The organism is Oceanisphaera arctica, from assembly GCF_002936955.1.
Taxonomy (GTDB): Bacteria; Pseudomonadota; Gammaproteobacteria; order Enterobacterales; family Aeromonadaceae; genus Oceanimonas; species Oceanimonas arctica.
Genome location: NZ_MPZM01000012.1, coordinates 49,583 through 71,011, shown reverse-complemented (window position 1 = coordinate 71,011; position 21,429 = coordinate 49,583). Strand labels below are relative to the sequence as shown.

The window sequence follows — 21,429 nt, the reverse complement described above, 5'->3', positions numbered from 1 at the left end:
CTCCTGGCTGATCATCACATTTTCCAGCATCAGCACAACGGCCTGGAGTCATTCAAACGGGAACGGTGGTAATACCAATTTGAATAAACATCTGATCATTTTTAAATCCGAGCTCAGAGGCAACACAGCCGCCTCCCACGACGCGCCATAAACTCATCCCTGAGGGCTCGGGAAATGCCGTCCATGGCATTTCACGGTCGTGGTAGTCGATCTCTGTTGCCTCTTCTCGAGCACCGAGTTGTCTGTAGACGATGCCAACAGGCAACTCCGCTGCATCAAGGAGAACAAAGGGATCTGCTCCACCGACCGTCACATGGATGTGCTCGAGCGGGTCGGTGGAGCAGACTCTTTGTCCGACATTGGTACAGAAATGAAAGAGATCATTTGTTTAGTGGGGCAGGTATGAAACGAAGTTCCCGTTTTCATTAGTTAATGTTAATAGTCCCTGGCTATCAATTTCTTTGATTATAACGATTTCAGCAATAGAACGATTCTTGGCATACTGAGTCCACTCAAGCGGAACCTCACTAGATAAGGATCACTATATGTTGACTGATAAAACCGGCCAGGCCGTTCCCCAGGTTACTTTCAGAACCCGTCAGGGCGAGGAGTGGGTCGATGTCACCACCGACGAACTCTTCAAAGGCAAGACGGTGGTGGTGTTCTCCCTGCCCGGCGCCTTTACCCCGACCTGTTCTTCCACCCATCTGCCGCGCTACAACGAGCTGGCACCGGTATTGTTTGAAAACGGTGTGGACGACATCATCTGCCTCAGCGTCAACGATACCTTCGTGATGAACGCCTGGCTCAAGGAGCAGGAAGCGGAGCACATTCGGGTGATTCCCGATGGCAACGGCGAATTCACCGATGGCATGGGCATGCTGGTGGACAAACAGGATCTGGGCTTCGGCAAGCGCTCCTGGCGTTATTCCATGCTGGTGAAGGACGGCATCATCGAGAAGATGTTCATCGAGCCGAACAAGCCCGGTGACCCCTTCGAGGTGTCCGACGCCGATACCATGCTGGCGCACATCAACCCGCAGGCGGCCAAGCCATCTTCCATTACCCTGTTCAGCAAGCCGGGCTGCCCCTTCTGTGCCCGTGCCAAGCAGATGCTGCTGGATCAGGGCATGCGTTACGAAGAAGTGGTGTTGGGTCAGGATGCCACCAGCATTACCCTGAAGGCGGTGTCGGGCCGGTCCACGGTGCCGCAGATCTTCATCGATGGCCGCCACATCGGCGGCAGCGATGAGCTGGCCGAGCATCTGGCATAAACGCGGGCATAAACGAAAGCAAGAAAAAGGGGCGAAAGCCCCTTTTTTCGTTCTGTGATCTAGAGTCGGTAACGCCCTGAGCGCGACTTTCTATTTACCGTCAAATCGGTGATGATGACCGTAGAAGCGGCATAAAAACAACGGGGAAGACGTGAATCTAAGGGATCTGGAATATCTGGTGGCGCTGGCCGAAGAGCGCCACTTTCGCAAGGCGGCGGAAAAATGCTTCGTCAGTCAGCCTACCCTGAGTGGTCAGCTGCGCAAGCTGGAAGACGAGCTGGGTGTGGTGCTGATGGAGCGCACTTCCCGCAAGGTATTGTTTACGCCGGCGGGAGACGCCATCACCGCCCAGGCCCGCCGGGTATTGGCAGAGACCAAGGAGCTGCGTGATATCGCCCGCACCTTCACCGAGCCGATGTCCGGTGAACTGCACATCGGCCTGATCCCGACCGTAGGCCCTTACCTGCTGCCCCATATCATTCCGGTACTGAAACAGCATTTTCCCGAGCTGCATATCTATCTGTATGAAGCCCAGACCCACAGTTTGCTGAAACAGCTGGCGGATGGGGATCTGGACTGCCTGATCCTGGCGCAACTCGAGCACATGGATAACTTCGGCTCATTGCCGTTATACGACGAGCCGATGATGCTGGCGCTGCCGACAGAGCATGCCTGGGCCGGACGTGAACAGATTGCATTGAGCGAGCTGCAGGGAGAAAAACTGCTGATGCTGGAAGACGGTCATTGCCTGCGGGATCAGGCCATGGGCTTCTGCTTTGCCGCCGGCATCGGTGAAGACAATCATTTTCAGGCCACCAGTCTGGAAACCCTGCGCAACATGGTGGCGGCAGGGTCGGGGCTGACCCTGATCCCGCAGCTGGCCATCGGCCAGCACAATGGCAACCTGGGGGTGAGTTACCTACCGGTGACGGATCCCGAACCCTGCCGCACCATCGCCCTGCTGTATCGCATTCATTCGGTGCGTCGACCCTGCTTCAATGAAATGGCCAAGGTCATCAGCCAGCTGATCAAGGGGCTGCTGTAATACCGAACCCATTTAAAGAATCTATCTTCTTGAGTGCTACATCAATCCCGAACAAAGGGCCCGCCCCGCCGACCCGCTCAAGCACCTTCCTGTGACGCTTAGCACATGACGTCCCTGTCATGTAATGGTCGGCGGAGCAGATCCCTTTGTCCTCCTTATGCTGCAGAGTCGCCTGTTGGCGCCGTCTACAGACAATTCGGTGTACGATAAGAGGCAACAGAGAACGGCTCCCACGACCGTGACATGCCATGGATGGCATGTCCGAGCCTACATGGGTGTACTCGAAGCGAGTCGAGGGAGACGGCTGTGTTTCCTCTGGTGTCAGGGCCCACAAGATGATCTGGTTCTTAATGGAATTGGAATAAAGCTGCCGGTGGCTCAGAACAGCTCGTCGGTAATGCTGGTGCCGCCAAACTGCTGCTGAGTTTCCGGACGACCGTAGCGTCTGGGCTCGGTGCCTTCTATGAAGTATTCGGTCATGCCCTCGCCATGGCTGAGCAAACCGCTGCCGGTGTCTATGGTGGCGGTAACCAGATGTTCCGGCACCGGGCGTGTCTGCTCCGGATAGTCCTTCAGCGCCACCTTCATGTAATTCACCCAGATGGGCAAGGCGGTGCTACCGCCAAACTCGCCACCGGCAGTTTGATCCGCACCCAGGTTGGGGTTGTGCGCGGTGCGGCCCAGCGGGCGACCGAAATCGTCGAACCCGACCCAGGCGGTCGCCACCCTGTCGGGGGTAAAGCCGGAAAACCAGGCATCGCGGGAGTCGTTGGTGGTGCCGGTTTTGCCGGCGATGTCCTGTCGTTGCAAGGCTCGGCCGGCACGCCAGCCGGTGCCGGTCCAGCGTCGACCGGCACTGGTTCCGCCCTGGATGGCGGAGTTCAGCGCCTGGCTTATCAGGAAGGCATTTTCTTTGCTGATCACCGGCACTCTGCTGGGGGTTGTCTCATATAACACGGTTCCCTGCGCATCCTCGATGCGCTGCACCACGAAGGGAGTCACCCGAGCGCCGCCGTTGGCAAAGGCCGCAAAGCCGGTCACCATCTGCAGCGGGGTGGCGGAAGGAGAGCCCAGCGCCAGGCTTTCGGTCGCCGGAATGTTGGCGGTGTCGAAGCCGAAGGCATTCAGTCGCTGCATGGCCACCGGAATTCCGGTATCCCGCAACAGGCGAATAGACACCACGTTCTTGGAGCGGGCCAGTGCTTCCCGTATCCGTATTGGGCCATCATAGACATTGGGAGAGTTGCGGGGCTTCCAAGAGTTGCCGCTGCCGGCATCCCAGTGGTTGATGGGCGCATCGTTGATCATGCTGGCCAGGGTGAAGCCGCTGTCCAGCGCGGCCGAATAGATGAAAGGCTTGATATTGGAGCCCATCTGTCGTTCGGCTTGCTGAGCGCGGTTGAATTTGTTGAGGGTGAAGTTGAAGCCGCCCACCAGCGCGGTAACAGCTCCGCTTGACGGCTCCAGGGCCACCAAGGCGCCGTTGACCTCGGGCAGCTGAGCCAGCATCCATTGTTCTCCCTGAGGTCGGACCCAGATTTGATCGCCCGGGCTCAGGGCCTCTCTGGCCTGACGCAGGGCGTTGCCTTGACGCTTGTCGGAGATATAACGACGCGCCCATTTAATGCCATCCCACCCGAGCTGCACCTCGCCTCTGTTCTTGATGATCAGGGTAGCGCGACGCTCGGCCACGGCGGTTACCACGGCAGGCTCCAACGGCCAGTAGCTCGGTTGCTGCTCAAGATGCTGTTCAATCTGCTCCAGGCTCCAGGGGCTGTTCTGCCACAGGGTGGCCGCTGGGCCACGATAACCATGGCGCAGATCGTAGGCCAGCAGCCCATCGACCAGTGCGGTATTGGCGGCCTTCTGCTCGTCTGACTGCACTGTGGTGTACACGCTCAACCCTCGGGTATAGGCTTCCTTGCCGAACATCGCCAGGGCAAACTGGTGTGACATTTCTGCCAGGTAGGGAGCATCGAGGGTGATTTCGGCACCGTGATAGCGGGCCGCAACCGGCGTTGCCATCGCCTCATCATATTGCGAGCGGCTGATCTTGCCGGTGTCCAGCATGCGGCCGAGTACGGTGGCTCGACGTTCGGCGGCCCGGCGCGGGTTGCTGATGGGGTTGAATATGGAGGGCCCCTTGGGCAGACCGGCGATCATCGCCGTTTCCGCCAGCGTCAGGTCGCCGACTTCTTTGCCGTAATACACCTGGGCGGCGGCACCGACACCATGAGAACGATGCCCGAGCGGAATTTTATTGAGATAGAGCTCGAGAATTTCGTCTTTGCTGAGCAGCGATTCGATATGCAGGGCTATGAAAATTTCCTTTACCTTGCGTATGATGGTTTTTTCCCGGCTGAGGAAGAAGTTTCTCGCCACCTGCTGGGTAATGGTGCTGGCGCCCTGGCGCTTTTCACCGGTGGTCAGCCAGACGAACGCCGCCCGGCTGATGCCGATGGGATCTATGCCCGGATGCTCATAGAAACGGTCGTCTTCGGTGGCCAGAAAGGCATCGATCAGCATCGGCGGCATCTGCGCCACGGTAATGGGATACCGGCGCTGCTCGCCGTACTGGGAGATGAGTTCACCGTCCTGACTGAAGATGCGCATTGGTGTTTCCAGGCGCACATCTTTAAGAGTGGATACATCCGGCAGCTCGGGTTTGATCTGTTGGTAGAGGACAAATACTGCAGCCACGCCGCTCAGAGCGAGAAAGAGACCGAATAAAAACAGGCGAATGAGCCATTTGAGCATGAAGATAACACCTGAAAAATCATTTTTAACCAAATAGTGAGCAAGTATATCCTGTGTCGGCGGTGTTATTCGAGCGCTTTGTTTTTATACTGCGATAACCTTAGCGATTTGCTTGAGTCTGTATATTATTACCAAGACCAATCATAACAAACACATGGATGATTATGTTGAACCTGAAGAGACGAAAAGATTTTCAAGGGATGATTGGAATCGATTTCGGCATGAGCAGCATCAAGGCCCTGGCCCTGAAAGGAAAACCGGGTCAGTATGAGATCGAAGCGATGGCCAGTGTCCCCACGCCCAAAGGCAGCATCGTCGATCATCAGTTGCAGGATGTGGATCAGGTGGTAATGGCGCTCAAGCTGTTGCGGCGGCAGCTGAACAGCCGTTGTGACTGGGTGGCGACCGCTGTGACCGGCAGTAGTGTGACGACCAAGACGATCCTGGTGCCGCGTAGTTTGTCTAACGAGGAGCTGGAAACACAGATATTGCTCGAAGCCGAGCAGCATATTCCTTTTCCGCTCGATGAAATCAGCCTGGATTACGAAAGCCTCGGTATCAATGCCAGCCATCCGGAACGGGATAATGTCCTGTTGAGTGCGGCCCGTACCGAAAGCATCAACAGCCGCGTCAGTGCCCTGGAGCTGGCAGGCTGGCAGACCCGGGTGGTGGATATCGGTGTGCACGCACTGGCGCGGGGAGTTGATGCCTGCCTGGCGGCGGAAAAAACCGAAGCCAGACTGCTGGCGGTGGTGGATATCGGTTCCGAATGCCTGACCTTTGTGGTGATGGAGGAGGGAGAGGTCATCTACAGTCGGTTGCAGAACTTCGGCGGTGCTCAGCTGAGCCGGGAGCTGGCCAGAATGAGTGACATGCCGGCAGACCGCGTGGAACAGGCCAAGGTAGACAATACCTTTCCCGCCGAAATCCGGGAGGATATCGAGCAGCTGCATATCAATACCTTGCTGCAGCATATTCGGCGTAATATTCAGCTGTTTTGCAGCAGCTCCGGTAACAAGCCCCCCTCAGCCTTGTTTCTCAGCGGCGGCGGCAGTCAGTTAGCGGAACTGGCGCAGATACTGCAGCAGGAACTGAGCATGCCTGTACTGCAGCCGGATTTTGATCGTCTGTTCAACGGTATGTCGAAGAATCCCCCCGATGCGGCAGCCTTTACCACGGCGCTGGGGCTGGCCTTGAGGAGTTTTACCCCATGTCCAATATAAACCTGTTACCTTGGCGCGAAAGCGTACGTGCAGCTCAGAAAAAACAATTCATGGTGATATTGTCGGTTGCCTCCTTGATAACGGTGTCGGTGATGCTGGTGGCGAATATGTGGATTAATCAGCAGACAGCCCGACAGCAGCAGCGGAATCAGTTTTTGCAGAGCGAAACAGCCAAACTCGATTTGATACTGGGTGAGATGAGTAACATCAGGGAACAGCGTCTCAAGCTGCTGGAACGGATGAACCTGATCGACAGTTTTCAGCAACGGCGTAACCTGTCGGTGCGGTTGTTCAATCAGTTGCCCGAGCTGGTGCCGCCCGGGGTTTATCTGAGCTCGCTTAATGTGGTCAACAACCAAATCGATATCGTCGGTAAAACCGAAGCTTATCCTCGGGTGGCCAACATGATCCGCGAGGTTGAGCGTCGTGACTGGCTGTATGATCCCCGTCTCAGCTCCATTTTTGCCAGTGATGTGCAACCCATCGCCCTGAGCCAGTTTTCCATGCAGCTAAAGGTTCGTGAACACACACCAGGAGTGATCCAATGAACTTGCAACAGCTGAACGAACTGGACTTTGATAATGTCGGCCAGTGGCCGCGGCCGGTCAAGGCCATTGCGATTGCCCTGATATGCGTACTTCTGGCCGGTGCCGTCGGTTATTTTTTTATTACAGACAGCCTCACCCGGCTGGACAGCAGCAAGGTGCAGCAGGAACAACTGAAAACCACCTTCGAGGAGAAGGCGCGACACGCGGGCGGGTTACCCGGCTCCAAGCTTCAACTGGCGGAGCTGCAGGCGGAGTTGAATGCCCAGTTGCGCAAACTGCCCAACACGCTGGAAATCGCCGGGCTGCTCGACGACATCAGCTTTATGGCAACCGACACAGGTCTGCGTCTGGAGCGTATCAACTGGGAGGCGGAAAGGCCGAGCGAGTTTTCCACCGAACTGCCGATGCGCATCATCGTCAGCGGCGATTATCATCAGCTTGGGCACTTTGTGGCCGATGTGGCGGCCTTGCCGCGAATCGTGATCATCGACAACTTCAGCCTGTCCCAGGCCGGAGGTGCTCAGCTGAACATGTCCATGCTGGCCAAGACCTACAAATATAACGAGCAGGAGGCAAAATGAGAGCTTTGTGCCTGTTGACAGGGCTGCTGCTGTTGACTGCGTGTACCGATGGCGAGGATCTGAGCCATTATGTGGCTGAAGTGAAAGCTCGTCCTGTCGCGCCGCCTGAACCACCGCCCACGGCCAAGGCGTTTGTGCCGGATGACTATCAGCCGGACTCGAAGCGTAGCCCCTTCGTACATCCTCAACCGGAAAATACCAGGAAGCCGGGCAGTTCGGCGGCAGACTGTGAGCTGCCGAACAAGGAACGGCCGGCGGAGTCTCTTGAACGTTATTCACTCGATAATCTGTCACTGCGCGGTACCCTGGGTGACAAGCGGGGACTATCGGCACTGATCCGTACCCAGGACGGGGTGACGCATCAGGTGGGGATGGGACAGCGCATGGGGCTTAATCACGGAGAGGTGGTGAGGATCACCGGCAACGAAGTGATTCTGAAAGAACATATTCCCGATGGCAGAGGCTGTTGGGAAACCCGGGAAACCCAACTGGTGTTATCCGAAACAAAATAAAAACAATAGGCATGGAGTGCGCTATGACAAGAAATATGGTGATAAAGCTGATGTGCGGCCTGGCACTCAGCATGGCTCCGCTTGGTCAGCTACTGGCCGCCGTTAGCCTGGAAAACCTGCGGGTGAATCCGTTGGCAGGAGAACAGTTGATGCTGGAGCTGGAGTTTGACGCCCCCCCGTTGCTGGTAACTGATGTTGTTCGCCAAAATCCGGATCGGCTGGTGCTGCAAATCCCGGATGGTTTCTCCGCATTACCGGAAAATCAGCTTCCCATCGAACGACAGGGCGTAAGCTCCGTGGATGTACGTCGGGTCGGCACCAATCTGGAAGTGGCCTTGATGATGGACTCCATGCAGGCGTACCGGTTACAGCGCAAGGGCAATCGCCTGATGCTGTTGCTGGGAGAGGGCGTCAGCGGTGTGGATGGTCAGGGAGCCGTACTGCCGCCGGGGGCGATCAATGCCATCACCGGCATCGATTTTCGCCGTGGTCGCGATGGGCAGGGCCAGGTGCTGGTGCAGCTGGACAAGTCTACCGCCGCAGTCGACATGCAGGTCAAGGGTAACCGGTTGACCGCCAAGTTTCACAATACCCATATCGACGATGCGCTGCTGCAGGTGCTGGATGTCAACGATTTTGGCACCCTGGTCAACCGTGTCAGCAGCCGTCGGGAGGGCGGCGATGTGCTGCTGATGGTCGACACCAGTGGGACTTTCGATTATCACTACGATCAATCTGCGCGCTTGTTTGTGCTGGAGCTGGCCAAACCGGTGGCGGCGAATGCGTCGGCGAAAACACGCCGACAATACACCGGCAAGCCGATCTCGATGAATTTTCAAGATATTCCGGTGCGTACCGTGTTGCAGCTGATCGCCGATTTCAATAATTTCAACCTGGTCACCACCGACTCGGTACAGGGCAACCTCACCCTGCGCCTCGATGGCGTACCCTGGGAACAGGCGCTGGACACCATACTGCAGGTGCGGGGGCTTGATAAGCGGCTGGACGGTAATATTTTATTGATAGCACCGGCGGCGGAGTTGTCTCAGCAAGAGCAGCAGCTGCTGGAAAATCGTCAGGCCACGGAAGTGCTGGCGCCGCTGGTCACCGAGTTTTTGCAGGTGAATTATGCCAAGGCGGTGGATGTGGTGGCGCTGCTGACCAATGAAAGTACCGGTTTACTGACGGAACGGGGCGCCATTGCTGTGGATGACAGAACCAACATGCTGGTTATAAAGGATACCCAGCAAAGTATCGATAACATCAAACGAATGCTGTCTCTGCTCGATATTCCCATCAAGCAGGTGGTGATCGAAGCGCGCATGGTGACCATCGATGACGGCTTCGAAGAGGCCTTCGGGGTGCGCTGGGGTTATAGTAACGACAGCAGTTCCGGCAGCAACCAGCAGTCGGTGAGCGGCACCCTGGAAGGCATTCGTGCCGGTGTAAATGATAATTCTCTGAACGTCAATCTACCGGCGGCGGGGGCGGCAGGTAACATCGCCTTTCAGGTAGCCAAGCTCGGTGGCGGTCGCCTGCTCGATCTGGAGTTGTCGGCGCTGGAGCGGGAAAACCGAGCCGAGATTATCGCAAGCCCCAGGGTGACCACCTCCAACCAGAAGCCGGCGTTGATAGAGCAGGGCACCCAGGTGCCGTTTTCCTCCGCCAGTGATGGTGGCACTCAGGTCGAATTTCAGGATGCGGTGCTCAGCCTCAAGGTCACGCCGCAAATCACCCCAGATAACAGGGTAGTGCTGGATTTGACCATTACTCAGGACTCTATTGGCGAGCGCATACCTCAGGCGACGGGGGGGGAAGCGGTGGCGATCAACACCCAGTCAATCACCACCCAGGTGCTGGTCAACGATGGTGAAACCCTTGTGTTGGGGGGTATATTTCAGCAGAATATCCTGCGCAGTGTCGCCAAGGTGCCCCTGCTGGGCGATATCCCTGTAGTGGGCCGGCTGTTTAAAACCACGAGTGACAGCAATAAGAAACGCGAGTTGATTATCTTCGTCACCCCCCGTATTGTGCACGACAGTATTTGAACTCCAGGACGCTTTGCCCCTGCCAGCAGGGGCAAAGCCGTCACCAAACAGACCCAAAACGGGAATATGGGCGCAAGAGCAAGATGGCGAGGCAGTGCCTTGCTCCGGGCTACTTTGGCTCCATGGCGGGTGTTACCCTTGCCAGCGACCGGCGCAGTTGCGATAATCCGGCGTCCAATTTCAGAAAGTAAAGGGTTCATCCTCTACCTCGCGGTGTTCGTGAGGTGCATTTGTTTGTGAGAATTTCGAATAACATGGCTGAGAAACGCAATATCTTCCTTGTAGGGCCTATGGGTGCGGGCAAGAGCACCATTGGTAAATACCTGGCGCAGCAACTGCATATGGAGTTTTATGACTCCGATCATGAAATCGAGCATCGCACCGGTGCCGATATCAGCTGGGTGTTTGATGTCGAAGGCGAAGAAGGCTTCCGCCAACGCGAAGAAAAGGTGATCAACGATCTGAGCGAACTGCAGGGCATAGTGCTGGCCACCGGCGGTGGTTCCATCAAGAGCAAAGAAAGCCGTAATCGGCTGTCGGCCCGTGGCATCGTCGTGTATCTGGAAACGCCGGTAGAGAAGCAACTGGCCCGGGTACAGAAAGACAAGCGTCGTCCGCTGCTGCAAACCGAAGAGCCGCCGCAGGAAGTGCTGGAGCGACTGGCTGCCGAGCGTAACGCCTTGTATCTGGAAATTGCCGACTATGTGGTGCGCACCGACGAGCAGGGCGCCAAACTGGTAGCGAATCAGATAGCCGAACTGATCGGCCTGTAACGGACAGGAGCTCCATGGAAAGGTTAACCGTTAATCTGGGTGAGCGCAGCTACCCCATTATTATTGCCGAAGGGAGTCTGTCACAGGGCTCGCTGCTGCGGGACATGGTCAAGGGCAACAAGGTACTGGTCGTCACCAACGAGGTGGTTGCGCCCCTGTATCTCGATACCCTGTTGGCGGCGCTGGCACCGCTGCAGGTCGAATCACTGGTGTTGCCCGATGGCGAGCAGTTCAAGACCCTGGACACCTTTAATCAGGTGATGGGGTCGCTGCTGGCCGGCAATCACGGTCGGGACACCACCCTGGTCGCCCTCGGTGGTGGCGTGATTGGTGACCTGACCGGCTTTGCGGCCGCCTGTTATCAGCGTGGAGTCCCCTTTATTCAGGTTCCGACCACCCTTCTGGCACAGGTTGACTCTTCCGTCGGCGGTAAAACCGCGGTCAACCATCCTCTCGGCAAGAACATGATCGGTGCCTTCTATCAGCCCCAGCTGGTGTTGATCGATACCCTCTGTCTGCAAACGCTGCCAGAGCGGGAATTTGCTGCCGGCCTGGCCGAGGTGATCAAGTACGGTATCATCTGGGACGCCAACTTCTTCAGCTGGCTGGAGCAGAACCTGCAGCGGCTGCAACGGCTGGAGGCCGACGCGCTGGGCTATGCCATTCGTCGCTGTTGTGAAATCAAGGCGGAAATGGTGGCCAGCGATGAGCGGGAGCACGGAGTGCGCGCCTTGCTCAACCTGGGCCATACCTTCGGTCATGCCATCGAAGCAGAAATGGGCTACGGTAACTGGCTGCATGGCGAGGCGGTGGCCGCCGGGACCATGCAGGCCTGCCATACCGCTCGCCTGCGCGGTGAAATGAGTGTAGCCGAGGTATCGCGGGTAGAAGCCCTGTTGATCAAGGCGCATCTGCCGGTGCTGGGGCCCGGCGAGATGAAACTCGACCATTATCTACCGCATATGCTGCGTGACAAGAAGGTGCTGGCCGGCAAGTTGCGGCTGGTGCTGCCGGTGGGTATAGGCCGGGCCCAGGTAGTAGACGATGTCACCGAGCAGCAGCTGGCTCAGGTGGTGTCGGAACGGAAGCCGTGACCGACCCGGTTAATCTTCTCTTTTCCTCTCAGCAGCAGTTGCTGGCGCGGCTGCTGCACCTTTCCCGCCTCGATACCGATTTTATTCTGCTCACCGGCCCACAAGGCGCCGGCAAGTCTCATCTGGTCGATAGGTTGATCGAAGAAACGACCTTGATGTTGCCCACGCAGCTTGATGCGAAAGCGCTCGACAGTCATGCCCGTTTTCGCGATGTATTGCTTGGCAGCTGGTTTCCGGGAGCGGTATTCGATGCCGACGATTCACTACCCGATACGATGACCAGGCTGCTGCCGACCAATCAGCACAAGCGATTGCTGGTAGTGGATAATGCCGAATGGCTGACCGACATTTTGCTGCAGGAGCTGGTGCAGCTGTATCTGGCGTTATCTGCTTCGGTTAGGCCCTTCATGGTGTTGCTGGGTTCGGCTGACTGGGCCAGACAGCTTCGTCAGCAGCTCGATGATGAGATGAGATCTCAGGTGTTTAAAGTGGATGTGCCGTCGTTGACAGAGGCGGAGAAGAAGGATTTATGGCAAGCGCCAGGATATCAGTCCCCCCCCGCCACATCGCATGAGATTCAGTATCCCGACGATGTGATTGACACGATGGAGCCGCAGATGAAAACACAAGGTTATCTCCAGTTGCTGGAGCAGAAGTCAGTCAAAATGCTGCTCACCGCCCTGATCGTGGTGGTGCTGTTGATTATTATCGTCCTCCTGCTGAGTAGCTCCGAGAAGCCGGCCTCCGAACTGGCCCAGCCCTTCGGGCAGAAAAGAGAGTTGTCGTTACCGGCTCCCGTACCCTATGCCGAGGCGTTAACGCCATCGGGCGATAGTCAGGTGCGGGAATGGCCGGCCGAATCATTGCCCGAGACACCGGCCATCAATACCCGCGTTGCGGAGTCTCCGGACGACAGCGACAAAGAACGTGTGGTGATCGAAGATCAGGTGGTCAGCAAGCTGATGCAGCGCAAGGCAGGTACTGAGCCATCGGCAAAACCGGCTACATCGGCAACACGGGAACCGGCCAAAACCGAGGGGCTGAGCCAGCTGTCGGCGCTGATGCAAAAGCCGGGCGGACGCTATACCCTGCAGCTGATGGCCGGGCGTGACCGGGCCGGGTTGGAGAAGCTGGCATTCCGTCATACCCTGACGCCGGCCTGGGTCTATCCACGCATCATCAACGGACAACCCTGGTTTGTACTGGTGTTTGGCGATTTCGACTCGCCTCAGCAGGCACGACGGGCCATCGGCGTGCTGTCAACCGATCTGCAGGCGGCCAAGCCCTGGCCCAAACCCTTTGCTCAGGTGCAAAAAGAAGTCAAACCATAGTCATGAGGTTGGCTTGCGGTTACAATGCGCGCCCCTCACCGGTTAGGCTTTGATGACGACAATGACTAAAACTCGGGCATTCCTGAAATGGGCCGGCGGTAAATACGGCCTGGTAGACAGCATCAATCGACGTCTACCCGAAGGCCGAGTACTGGTGGAACCCTTTGTAGGCGCAGGCTCGGTATTTCTTAATTCCGAGTTTGAAGCCTATGTGCTGGCCGATATCAATGCGGATCTGATCCATCTTTATCAGCTGCTCAAAAACCGGCCGGATGCCTTTATCCGCGATGCAGCCGCTCTGTTTACCGCCGCCAACAACGACAAAACCACCTATTACGACTTTCGTGTCGATTTTAATCAGGAGCGGGATATCTACCGGCGAGCCCTGCTGTTCCTGTATCTGAACCGACATGGTTATAACGGCCTCTGCCGCTACAACAAGAAAGGCGGTTTCAATGTACCGTTCGGTGCCTACAAAAAGCCTTATTTTCCCGAGCGGGAACTGTGGTTCTTCGCCGAGAAAGCCCAGAAAGCCACCTTCGTCTGCCAGAGCTACACCGAGGTGTTTGCCCAGGCTAGTGCGGATCAGGTGTTTTACTGTGACCCACCTTATGCGCCGTTATCGTCCACCGCCAGCTTTACCACCTATGCCGCCAACGGTTTTACTCTGGACGATCAGGCTATTCTGGCTCGACTGGCGCGGGAAACCGCAGCCCGTGGTGTGCCTGTGCTGATCAGCAATCATGATATTCCGCTGACTCGTGAATTGTATCGCGATGCAGATCTGGATGTGGTGGCGGTCAAGCGCACCATCAGCCGTCATGCGCACAATCGCAAGAAAGTGGACGAGCTACTGGCCCTGTTCACCCTCGAGACTCTGGCAGAGAAGCCCTGACTCACGCCAGTACCAGCCGTACCACCAGCAGCAAGATAACCACCAGCCCGACGATGGCAAGCGCTCCCAGGCCCAGATAGGGCCAGGGGCTGCCGCTGAACTGCTGTTGCCGGTTCTGCTGTGACTGCACGCCAAACAACGCCGCCACCACCGCCTGTAGCCTGTGTTTCCAGCTCATTATGTCCTCGCTTGGCCCAACTTGAGCCAAGCATAGACGGCTTGCTAGAGAATCACCGGACACTGGGGTAGAATTGGACGGTTTTTTGCGCTCAAGGGAACTTTGATGACCGACTACCTGATTGCCCCCTCTATTCTTTCCGCCGACTTTGCCCGCCTGGGTGACGATGTGGCCCAGGTTCTTCAAGCGGGCGCCGATGTGGTGCACTTCGATGTGATGGACAACCATTACGTGCCCAACCTGACCATAGGCCCCATGGTATGCAAGGCGCTGCGCGACTACGGCATTCAGGCGGCCATCGATGTTCACCTGATGGTCAAACCGGTAGACAGCCTGGTGCCGCAGTTTGCCGAGGCCGGTGCCTCCATCATTACCTTTCATCCTGAGGCGTCCGATCATATCGATCGCACCCTGGGACTGATCAAGGAACAGGGCTGTCAGGCCGGCCTGGTGTTCAACCCGGCAACCCCGCTCAGCTACCTGGATTACGTGATGGACAAGGTGGACGTGATCCTGCTGATGTCGGTCAACCCCGGTTTTGGTGGACAGTCTTTTATCGACGGAACCCTAGACAAGCTGCGTCAGGTCCGTCGTCGCATCGATGAAAGCGGTCGCAACATCCGTCTGGAAATAGACGGTGGCGTCAAGGTCGACAATATTCGCGCCATCGCCGAGGCCGGTGCCGACATGTTTGTGGCCGGCTCCGCCATCTTCAGCCAGCCCGACTACAAGACGGTTATCGACCAGATGCGCAGCGAACTGGCCAAAGTACGTGGATAAGATTGAACTGGTCCAGTTTGATCTTGACGGTACCCTGATCGACAGCGTGCCCCAGCTTCGGCTGGCGGTAAACCGCATGCTGGAGCAGCAGGGGCATGGCCCGGCGGAAGAGCTGGCGGTGCGCAACTGGGTGGGTAACGGTGCCGATATGCTGGTACGGCGGGCCCTCATCGCGGCGCTCGGGTGTGAACCGGATGCAGCACAGCAGCAACAGGCGCGAATGGCTTTCGACGTCGCCTATGAAGGGGTAGCCGAGCACGAACTGGTGTTTTATCCCGGTGTGCTGGATACCCTGAAACAGCTGCATCAGTCAGGCAAGACACTGGCTATCGTCACCAACAAGCCTTACCGTTTTGTTCCTGCCATATTGGCGGCGGCGGGCTTGAGCGATTATTTCTCACTGGTGCTGGGCGGTGACAGCCTGGCACAGAAAAAGCCCGATCCGGCCCCGCTGCTGCATGTGTGTCGCGAACTGAATATCGAGCCGGCGCGCTCCTTGATGATCGGTGATTCCGAAAACGATGTACTGGCGGCCAAGGCGGCTGGTATGGCGGTGGTGGGTCTGACTTATGGCTACAACTACGGCCGGGATATTGCCGAAAGCCACCCCGACTGGGTGATGAGCGATATTCGCGGGCTGCTCGACCTATTGCTAAAAAATGAACACAGAAAGGATAATCATGGCTAAACCAATTGTTTTCAGCGGCGCCCAGCCTTCCGGGCAGCTGACCATAGGCAACTACATGGGCGCCTTGCGCCAGTGGGTGAAGATGCAGCAGGACTACGACTGCCTGTACTGCATCGTGGACATGCACGCCATTACCGTACGCCAGGATCCCAAGGCACTTCGTGCGGCCTGTCTGGATGCCGCAGCGCTTTACCTGGCCATCGGCCTGGACCCGGACCAGAGCACCATTTTTGTGCAGTCTCACGTGCCGGAACATGCGGAGTTGTCCTGGATCCTGAACTGCTATACCCAGTTTGGCGAGCTGTCGCGCATGACCCAGTTCAAGGATAAATCCAGCCGCTATGCGGAGAACATCAACGCCGGCCTGTTCACTTATCCGGCGCTGATGGCGGCGGACATACTGCTGTATCAGACCAGCCAGGTGCCGGTGGGTAACGATCAGAAGCAGCATCTGGAGCTGACCCGGGACGTGGCCTATCGTTTCAATCAGCTCTACGGCGAGGTATTCACCGTGCCCGAGCCTTTTATTCCCGCAGACGGCGCCCGCATCATGAGCCTGCAGGAGCCGACCAAAAAAATGTCCAAGTCCGACGACAACGTCAATAACTTCATCGGATTGCTGGAAGACCCCAAGGTCATCGCCAAGAAGCTCAAGCGGGCGGTCACCGACTCGCAGGATCCGCCCACTGTGCGTTTCGATGTGGAAAACAAAGCCGGTGTCTCCAACCTGCTGACGCTGATGGCCGGTGCCAGTGGCCGTTCCATTCCCGAGCTGGAGCAACACTTCGAGGGCAAGATGTACGGCCACCTCAAGACCGAGACTGCCGAAGCGGTTCTGGCCATGCTGGAGCCGATTCAGCATCGCTTCCATGAGCTGCGGGAAGACGAAGGCGAACTGTGCAAGATCCTGACGCTGGGCGCCGACAAGGCCCGGGTGAAGGCTGTACAGACCCTGGAAAAGGTATATGATGTGATTGGCTTTGTACCCAAAAGCCGTTAATACTTAAGGGAGCCGTCAAGGCTCCTTTTTCGATAACTTCACCTATTTGATAACTTCTCGATAATTTATTGATAATTTATTGATAGTTGATTGATAGGCTATTGATGGGTTATTGATAGTTTCACTGGTTCGATTATCTCACTGGATTACTTCCCATCTATGATAGAAGAAAACACCCTTGATCGGGAATTGACCGACAAGCTGTACTGGCTGCGTAAATTTCGCATGGCCAAGAATGACAGGACACTGGAATTAATGGTATCCAAAGCCATTGATGATTATCACACTCACTCTGCCGTTGTCGCCGCCATCTACCTGGCCGAATGTCAGCGTGAACGTGAAATGCTGCAGGGACGTTTTCTCGATCAATAAAAGCCGCTTGAGTCAGACAGGGCGATAGCTCCTGGCAACTCCAGATACAGGCTTGCATTCAACAGAGACAGGCTGACTTCAACGTCAGGCCGGGTTGTCGTTATCTCCGGATATGGCCCATAATTAAGGTATCTCCACACTCATCGGTTATCCCAATACCGATAGTTGTTCAGAGGAGGAGAAACCCATGATCCTGCAACTGTTCAAACGTCGTCGCTGCCTGTTGCCTCTGCTCGGGGTACTGACCTTCGGTCTGATGGCACCTCAGGTGCTGGCAGACAGAGATGATCGCGGCGATGGCCGAAGTTATGACCGGGGCCACGACCGAAGTTATGATCAGGGCTACGACAGGCACCAAGGTAAACACTACGGCAAGCACTTCAAGCATCGTAAACACTTCAGGCATCACAGATACCAACGCCACTATCGCCAGGCACCACGCAGGGTGAGAGTGGTAGAACAATATTATTATCAGGAGTCGCCCCGTCACTATTACCGTGAGCACCGATCTTCGGGAGCCCACATTTCGGTGACCCTGCCCCTGGGTACCATAGTGCACGGCCTGCCTGGCGGTTATGTCAGCTTCAGCCTGGGCGGCGACCCCTACTACTACCACAGCGGCAATTACTATCGTCCCTATCAGCGTGGCTATCGAGTGATTTCCCCGCCGTCCGGACACAGGTGGTAAGGCTCCGGCTTGTGCTCATCATTCGTTGAGTTCGGGCAGATCGCGAAACAATGCCAGCGACTGTGGATTGGCGAGGGCCCCGATGTTTTTCACCGGTTTGTTCTCGACCACGTTGCGCACCGCCAGCTCGACGGTTTTGCCCGACTTGGTTCTGGGTATATCGGCGACCGGCAGAATTTTGTCCGGTACATGACGGGGGCTGCACTGGCTGCGAATTCGTCGGCGAATGGCGGCTTTCAGTGCGCCGTTCAGTTCTTCGCCGTCGGCCAGTTTGACGAACAGTAGCACCCGCTCATCATTGTGCCAGCGCTGGCCTATCACCACCGAATCCACTATTTGTTCGAAGCGGCTGACCTGGCGATAGATCTCGGCGGTACCGATGCGCACACCACCCGGGTTGAGCACCGTATCCGAGCGGCCATAGAACACTATGCCGCCGTGCGTGGTCAACGCCACCAGATCGCCATGATGCCAGCAGCCCGGATAGGTCTGCCAGTAGGCGGCATCGTAGCGATGGCCGTCGTCGTCTCCCCAGAACCCCAGAGGCCGGTTGGGAAAGCTGTTGCAACAGACCAGCTCGCCCTGCTGCTCCAGTAACGGCTGGCCTTGCTCGTCGAACACCTGTACATCCAGCCCCAGAGCGATTCCCTGACACTCGCCACGATAGACCGGGCTAATGGGATTACCGAGCACGAAACAACCGCAGATATCGGTACCGCCGGCGATGGACGCCAGTTGCAGGTTGGACTTGATGCGGCGGTAAACAAAGTCGAACTGCTCGGGAGCCAAGGCCGAGCCGGTGGAGCAAAGAGTGCGCAGCGCCCCCAGATAATGGTGATCCCGCGGGTGGATTTGCTGTTTTTCCATGGCTTCCAGGTATTTGGCGGAGGTGCCGAACAGGGTGATCGCTTCCTTTTCGGCCCAGTCCCACAGCACCTTGCCATCGGGAAAGAAAGGCGAGCCTTCATAAAGCAGCAGGGTGGCGTCGCTGGCCAGCGCCGAGGCCAGCCAGTTCCACATCATCCAGCCGCAGGTGGTGAAATAGAACACCCGGTCGCCGGGGCTAATGTCGCAATGCAGACGATGTTCTTTCAGGTGGTTGAGCAAGATGCCGCCTGCCGAATGAATGATGCACTTGGGCTGGCCGGTGGTACCCGAGGAGTAGAGCACATAGAGGGGGGCATTGAAGGGCATGGGAGTGAAGCGCAGCGGCTGTCCGGCATGGCGAACCAGTAATTCCGGCCAGTGCTGAACCTTGTCGTTCGGGCTGAGCCGATGCGTGCCGATATAGGGGATTTGCACCCAGTGTTCGATGCTGTCGATGACGGCGACCATGGTTCTGGCCTTGTCGCTGGTGTCGTGCAGCTTGCCGTTATAACGGTAACCGTCGGCGCTGAACAGCACCTTGGGCCGGGTCTGACTGAAGCGATCGATCACGCTGTCGGCGCCGAAGTCGGGGGAGGTCGAGGTCCAGATTGCACCCAGCGCGGCTGTGGCCAGCATGGCCACCAGGGTTTCCGGCAGATTGGGCAGATAACCGGCCACCACATCACCGGGTTTGACGCCAAAGTGCTCCAGGGCGGCACGAATGGCCGCCACCTGTTCGGTCAGCTCGGCCCAGCTCAGGCGCCGCTGGCTCTGGCCTTCAGCCTGAAACAGCAGCGCGTCCTGAGCCGGATGTGTTGTTGTATGGCGCAGCAGATTTTCGGCGAAGTTAAGCCGGGCCTCGGGAAACCAGACCGCTTCCCGGGTGTTGGCGGCGTTCAGCACCAGCTGTTCACCTTTTTCACCTACTACCTCGGCGAAGTCCCACACCAGATTCCAGAAGGTGGCACTGTCTTGTACCGACCAGGCGTGCAGACTTTGATAGTCGGTTAGTTCAAGTCCATAACGATGGTTTGCCTGTTGCATGAATTCATACAGCTGGCTGCGTTTTATCCGGGCGGGAGAAGGGCGCCACAAGGGTGACTGTTGCCGGGGCATGTTCACCTCCTGGTCAGGTTCTCGCCGGGATGAGATGGCTGTTGGTCCGGATGCGCCTGCCGGAACTCCGTGAGTTGATTGCAGGCCTGATCGATGGCGACAAGCCTGGCATAAGGCGTCAGATCCAGCTTGAAGCGGCGGGCATTGTAAAGCTGGGGCACCAGGCAGATGTCCGCCAGGGTCGGCGTGTCGCCGCAGCAATAGCGGCTATCATCTCCGCCCAGTTGTTGTTCCAGCGGGGACAGCCCCTGTTTAAGCCAGTGATGATACCAGGTGGTTTTCTGCTCTTCGCTGAGTTCGAGTTCGCCGGTCAGGTACTTGAGTACCCGCAGGTTGTTGAGCGGGTGAATATCGCAGGCGATCTGCAGCGCCAGGGCCCGGGTTCGGGCTCGCTTCAGCGGGGTAGCCGGCATCAGGGCGGGCTCGGGATAGCATTCGTCCAGATATTCGATGATGGCCAGCGACTGGCCGAGGATGCCTTCGCCGCTTCCTTGATCATCAATAGCCAGACTGGGTACCAGACCAGTCGGATTGAGCGCCCGGTAATCTTCGCCCAGCTGGGTGCCCTCCAGTAGCGAAATGGGGACACTTTCATAGACCAGACCTTTTAGATTGAGCGCAATCCGTACCCGGTAGGCGGCGGAAGAGCGCACATAATCATAGAGCTTCATATTTAATCACCTGTTGATCGATGGAGCCGAAGATGGACTGGCCCTGTGCGTCCAGCATCTCGATACGCACCCGGTCGCCAAACTTCATAAAAGGTGTTCTGGCTTCCCCCTGCTCCAGGATCTCCAGCATGCGCCGCTCGGCCAGGCAGCAGGAACCGGTGCTGCGATCCGTGTTCGATACTGTGCCCGAGCCGATGATGGTGCCGGCGCACAGCGCCCGGTTGAAGCTGATATGTGCCACCAGCCGGGCGAAGTTGAAGGTCATATCTGTGCCCGCATCCGGCTCGCCGAACAGCTTGCCGTTCAGATGAACCCGCAGGCGATGATGCACCTTGGTATCTCGCCAGGCATCGCCCAGCTCGTCCGGGGTGATGGCCACCGGCGAGAAAGAGGAAGCCGGCTTGGACTGGAAGAAACCGAACCCCTTGCCCAGCTCATTCGGGATCAAATTGCGCAGAGAAACATCGTTGACCAGCATCAGCAGCTTGATATGGGAGCCTGTCTGCTCTGCGGTCGTACCCATAGGCACATCGTCGGTGATCACCGCGATTTCGCCTTCGAAGTCGATGCCCCAGGCCTCCTCGGCCAGGCGGATGTCTTCGTATGGGCCTATAAAGCCATCGGACATGCCTTGGTACATCAACGGGTCGGTCCAGAAACTGGCCGGTATCTCGGCGCCCCGGGCCTTACGCACCAGCTCGACATGGTTGACGTAGGCGCTGCCGTCGGCCCACTGATAGGCTCGGGGCAAGGGCGAGGCACAGGCGGCCGGGTCAAACGCGAAGCTGTCGGTACAGCCGCCCTGATTCAGTTGCTGATAGAGTGCCTGCAATGCCGGTTCGGTTTCGGCCCAGTAATCCAGAGCCGCCTGCAGGGTGGATGCAATGCCGTCGGCGGTTACCGCCCGGCTCAGATCCCGAGACACCACCAGCAGCTGGCCGTCACGACCTTGTTTCAGAGAAGCCAGTTTCACCATTGCCTCCTTGAT

At 57.3% G+C, this 21,429-nt stretch carries 22 protein-coding genes; 16 read left to right on the top strand and 6 right to left on the bottom strand.

Annotated elements, in window-relative coordinates:
• Positions 1-52 precede the first annotated feature (52 nt).
• Positions 53-313 carry a hypothetical protein gene (locus tag UN63_RS07705; RefSeq protein ID WP_104486192.1) on the bottom strand — a complete coding sequence of 87 codons (261 nt, stop codon included), beginning with the start codon at positions 311-313 and terminating at the stop codon, positions 53-55.
• A gap of 232 nt (positions 314-545) precedes the next feature.
• Here UN63_RS07705 and UN63_RS07700 point away from each other — a divergent pair, with 232 nt between their 5' ends.
• Both UN63_RS07700 and oxyR read left to right on the top strand, forming a co-directional pair.
• Positions 546-1,274, top strand: coding sequence for a glutathione peroxidase (locus UN63_RS07700; RefSeq protein ID WP_104486191.1), 729 nt, complete (start codon positions 546-548; stop codon positions 1,272-1,274).
• A 151-nt stretch (positions 1,275-1,425) separates the two neighbouring features.
• Entirely contained in the window at positions 1,426-2,319 is an 894-nt protein-coding gene (gene oxyR, locus UN63_RS07695) for a DNA-binding transcriptional regulator OxyR (protein WP_104486190.1), read from the top strand.
• A gap of 378 nt (positions 2,320-2,697) precedes the next feature.
• Here the strand turns inward: oxyR and UN63_RS07690 are convergent, their stop codons facing one another.
• On the bottom strand, positions 2,698-5,076 hold the full coding sequence (locus tag UN63_RS07690) for a penicillin-binding protein 1A (protein ID WP_104486189.1): 2,379 nt from the start codon (positions 5,074-5,076) through the stop codon (positions 2,698-2,700).
• A 200-nt stretch (positions 5,077-5,276) separates the two neighbouring features.
• Here UN63_RS07690 and pilM point away from each other — a divergent pair, with 200 nt between their 5' ends.
• From pilM to UN63_RS07645, 9 genes are all read left to right on the top strand, one after another.
• The gene (gene pilM / locus UN63_RS07685) at positions 5,277-6,299 is read left to right on the top strand and encodes a type IV pilus assembly protein PilM (protein ID WP_104486188.1); all 1,023 of its coding nucleotides are present in this window, start codon (positions 5,277-5,279) and stop codon (positions 6,297-6,299) included.
• Complete coding sequence (locus UN63_RS07680) at positions 6,287-6,847, top strand: PilN domain-containing protein (protein WP_104486187.1); 561 nt, start codon at positions 6,287-6,289, stop codon at positions 6,845-6,847. The genes pilM and UN63_RS07680 overlap by 13 nt, the downstream gene beginning before the upstream one ends.
• Positions 6,844-7,428 carry a type IV pilus inner membrane component PilO gene (locus UN63_RS07675; RefSeq protein WP_104486186.1) on the top strand — a complete coding sequence of 195 codons (585 nt, stop codon included), beginning with the start codon at positions 6,844-6,846 and terminating at the stop codon, positions 7,426-7,428. The genes UN63_RS07680 and UN63_RS07675 overlap by 4 nt, the downstream gene beginning before the upstream one ends.
• The gene (locus UN63_RS07670; protein ID WP_104486185.1) at positions 7,425-7,940 is read left to right on the top strand and encodes a pilus assembly protein PilP; all 516 of its coding nucleotides are present in this window, start codon (positions 7,425-7,427) and stop codon (positions 7,938-7,940) included. The genes UN63_RS07675 and UN63_RS07670 overlap by 4 nt, the downstream gene beginning before the upstream one ends.
• A 23-nt stretch (positions 7,941-7,963) precedes the next feature.
• On the top strand, positions 7,964-9,988 hold the full coding sequence (locus UN63_RS07665) for a type IV pilus secretin PilQ (RefSeq protein ID WP_181068203.1): 2,025 nt from the start codon (positions 7,964-7,966) through the stop codon (positions 9,986-9,988).
• A 254-nt stretch (positions 9,989-10,242) separates the two neighbouring features.
• The gene (aroK, locus tag UN63_RS07660; RefSeq protein WP_104486184.1) at positions 10,243-10,761 is read left to right on the top strand and encodes a shikimate kinase AroK; all 519 of its coding nucleotides are present in this window, start codon (positions 10,243-10,245) and stop codon (positions 10,759-10,761) included.
• A gap of 14 nt (positions 10,762-10,775) precedes the next feature.
• A complete protein-coding gene (aroB, locus tag UN63_RS07655) occupies positions 10,776-11,855 on the top strand; it encodes a 3-dehydroquinate synthase (RefSeq protein ID WP_104486183.1) in 1,080 nt (359 codons plus the stop codon).
• The gene (locus UN63_RS07650) at positions 11,852-13,186 is read left to right on the top strand and encodes an AAA family ATPase (protein WP_104486182.1); all 1,335 of its coding nucleotides are present in this window, start codon (positions 11,852-11,854) and stop codon (positions 13,184-13,186) included. Before aroB ends, UN63_RS07650 begins: the two co-directional genes overlap by 4 nt.
• A gap of 61 nt (positions 13,187-13,247) precedes the next feature.
• Positions 13,248-14,081, top strand: a complete 834-nt coding sequence (locus UN63_RS07645; RefSeq protein WP_104486181.1) for a Dam family site-specific DNA-(adenine-N6)-methyltransferase — start codon at positions 13,248-13,250, stop codon at positions 14,079-14,081.
• A 1-nt stretch (position 14,082) separates the two neighbouring features.
• Here UN63_RS07645 and UN63_RS07640 read toward each other — a convergent pair whose 3' ends face one another.
• Entirely contained in the window at positions 14,083-14,259 is a 177-nt protein-coding gene (locus UN63_RS07640) for a DUF2970 domain-containing protein (RefSeq protein WP_104486180.1), read from the bottom strand.
• A gap of 105 nt (positions 14,260-14,364) precedes the next feature.
• On the opposite strand from UN63_RS07640, the gene rpe reads away from it, so the two are divergent.
• The 5 genes from rpe to UN63_RS07615 all read left to right on the top strand — a co-directional run bounded on the left by rpe (position 14,365) and on the right by UN63_RS07615 (position 17,787).
• Complete coding sequence (gene rpe / locus UN63_RS07635; protein WP_104486179.1) at positions 14,365-15,039, top strand: ribulose-phosphate 3-epimerase; 675 nt, start codon at positions 14,365-14,367, stop codon at positions 15,037-15,039.
• Positions 15,032-15,727 carry a phosphoglycolate phosphatase gene (locus UN63_RS07630; RefSeq protein WP_104486178.1) on the top strand — a complete coding sequence of 232 codons (696 nt, stop codon included), beginning with the start codon at positions 15,032-15,034 and terminating at the stop codon, positions 15,725-15,727. The genes rpe and UN63_RS07630 overlap by 8 nt, the downstream gene beginning before the upstream one ends.
• On the top strand, positions 15,720-16,727 hold the full coding sequence (gene trpS / locus UN63_RS07625; RefSeq protein ID WP_104486177.1) for a tryptophan--tRNA ligase: 1,008 nt from the start codon (positions 15,720-15,722) through the stop codon (positions 16,725-16,727). The genes UN63_RS07630 and trpS overlap by 8 nt, the downstream gene beginning before the upstream one ends.
• A 159-nt stretch (positions 16,728-16,886) precedes the next feature.
• Positions 16,887-17,099 (top strand): hypothetical protein, encoded by a 213-nt coding sequence (locus UN63_RS07620; protein ID WP_104486176.1) that lies wholly within the window; start codon positions 16,887-16,889, stop codon positions 17,097-17,099.
• Between the two features lie 187 nt (positions 17,100-17,286).
• Positions 17,287-17,787 carry a DUF6515 family protein gene (locus UN63_RS07615; protein WP_104486175.1) on the top strand — a complete coding sequence of 167 codons (501 nt, stop codon included), beginning with the start codon at positions 17,287-17,289 and terminating at the stop codon, positions 17,785-17,787.
• A gap of 18 nt (positions 17,788-17,805) precedes the next feature.
• Here the strand turns inward: UN63_RS07615 and UN63_RS07610 are convergent, their stop codons facing one another.
• The 3 genes from UN63_RS07610 to UN63_RS07600 are packed head-to-tail and all read right to left on the bottom strand — an operon-like array spanning position 17,806 to position 21,414.
• Positions 17,806-19,770, bottom strand: a complete 1,965-nt coding sequence (locus UN63_RS07610; RefSeq protein ID WP_104486174.1) for an acetoacetate--CoA ligase — start codon at positions 19,768-19,770, stop codon at positions 17,806-17,808.
• Positions 19,771-19,772: 2 nt separating this feature from the next.
• Positions 19,773-20,441 carry a maleylacetoacetate isomerase gene (maiA, locus tag UN63_RS07605; RefSeq protein ID WP_104486173.1) on the bottom strand — a complete coding sequence of 223 codons (669 nt, stop codon included), beginning with the start codon at positions 20,439-20,441 and terminating at the stop codon, positions 19,773-19,775.
• Positions 20,428-21,414 (bottom strand): fumarylacetoacetate hydrolase family protein, encoded by a 987-nt coding sequence (locus UN63_RS07600; protein ID WP_104486219.1) that lies wholly within the window; start codon positions 21,412-21,414, stop codon positions 20,428-20,430. Before UN63_RS07600 ends, maiA begins: the two co-directional genes overlap by 14 nt.
• Between the last annotated feature and the right edge of the window lie 15 nt (positions 21,415-21,429).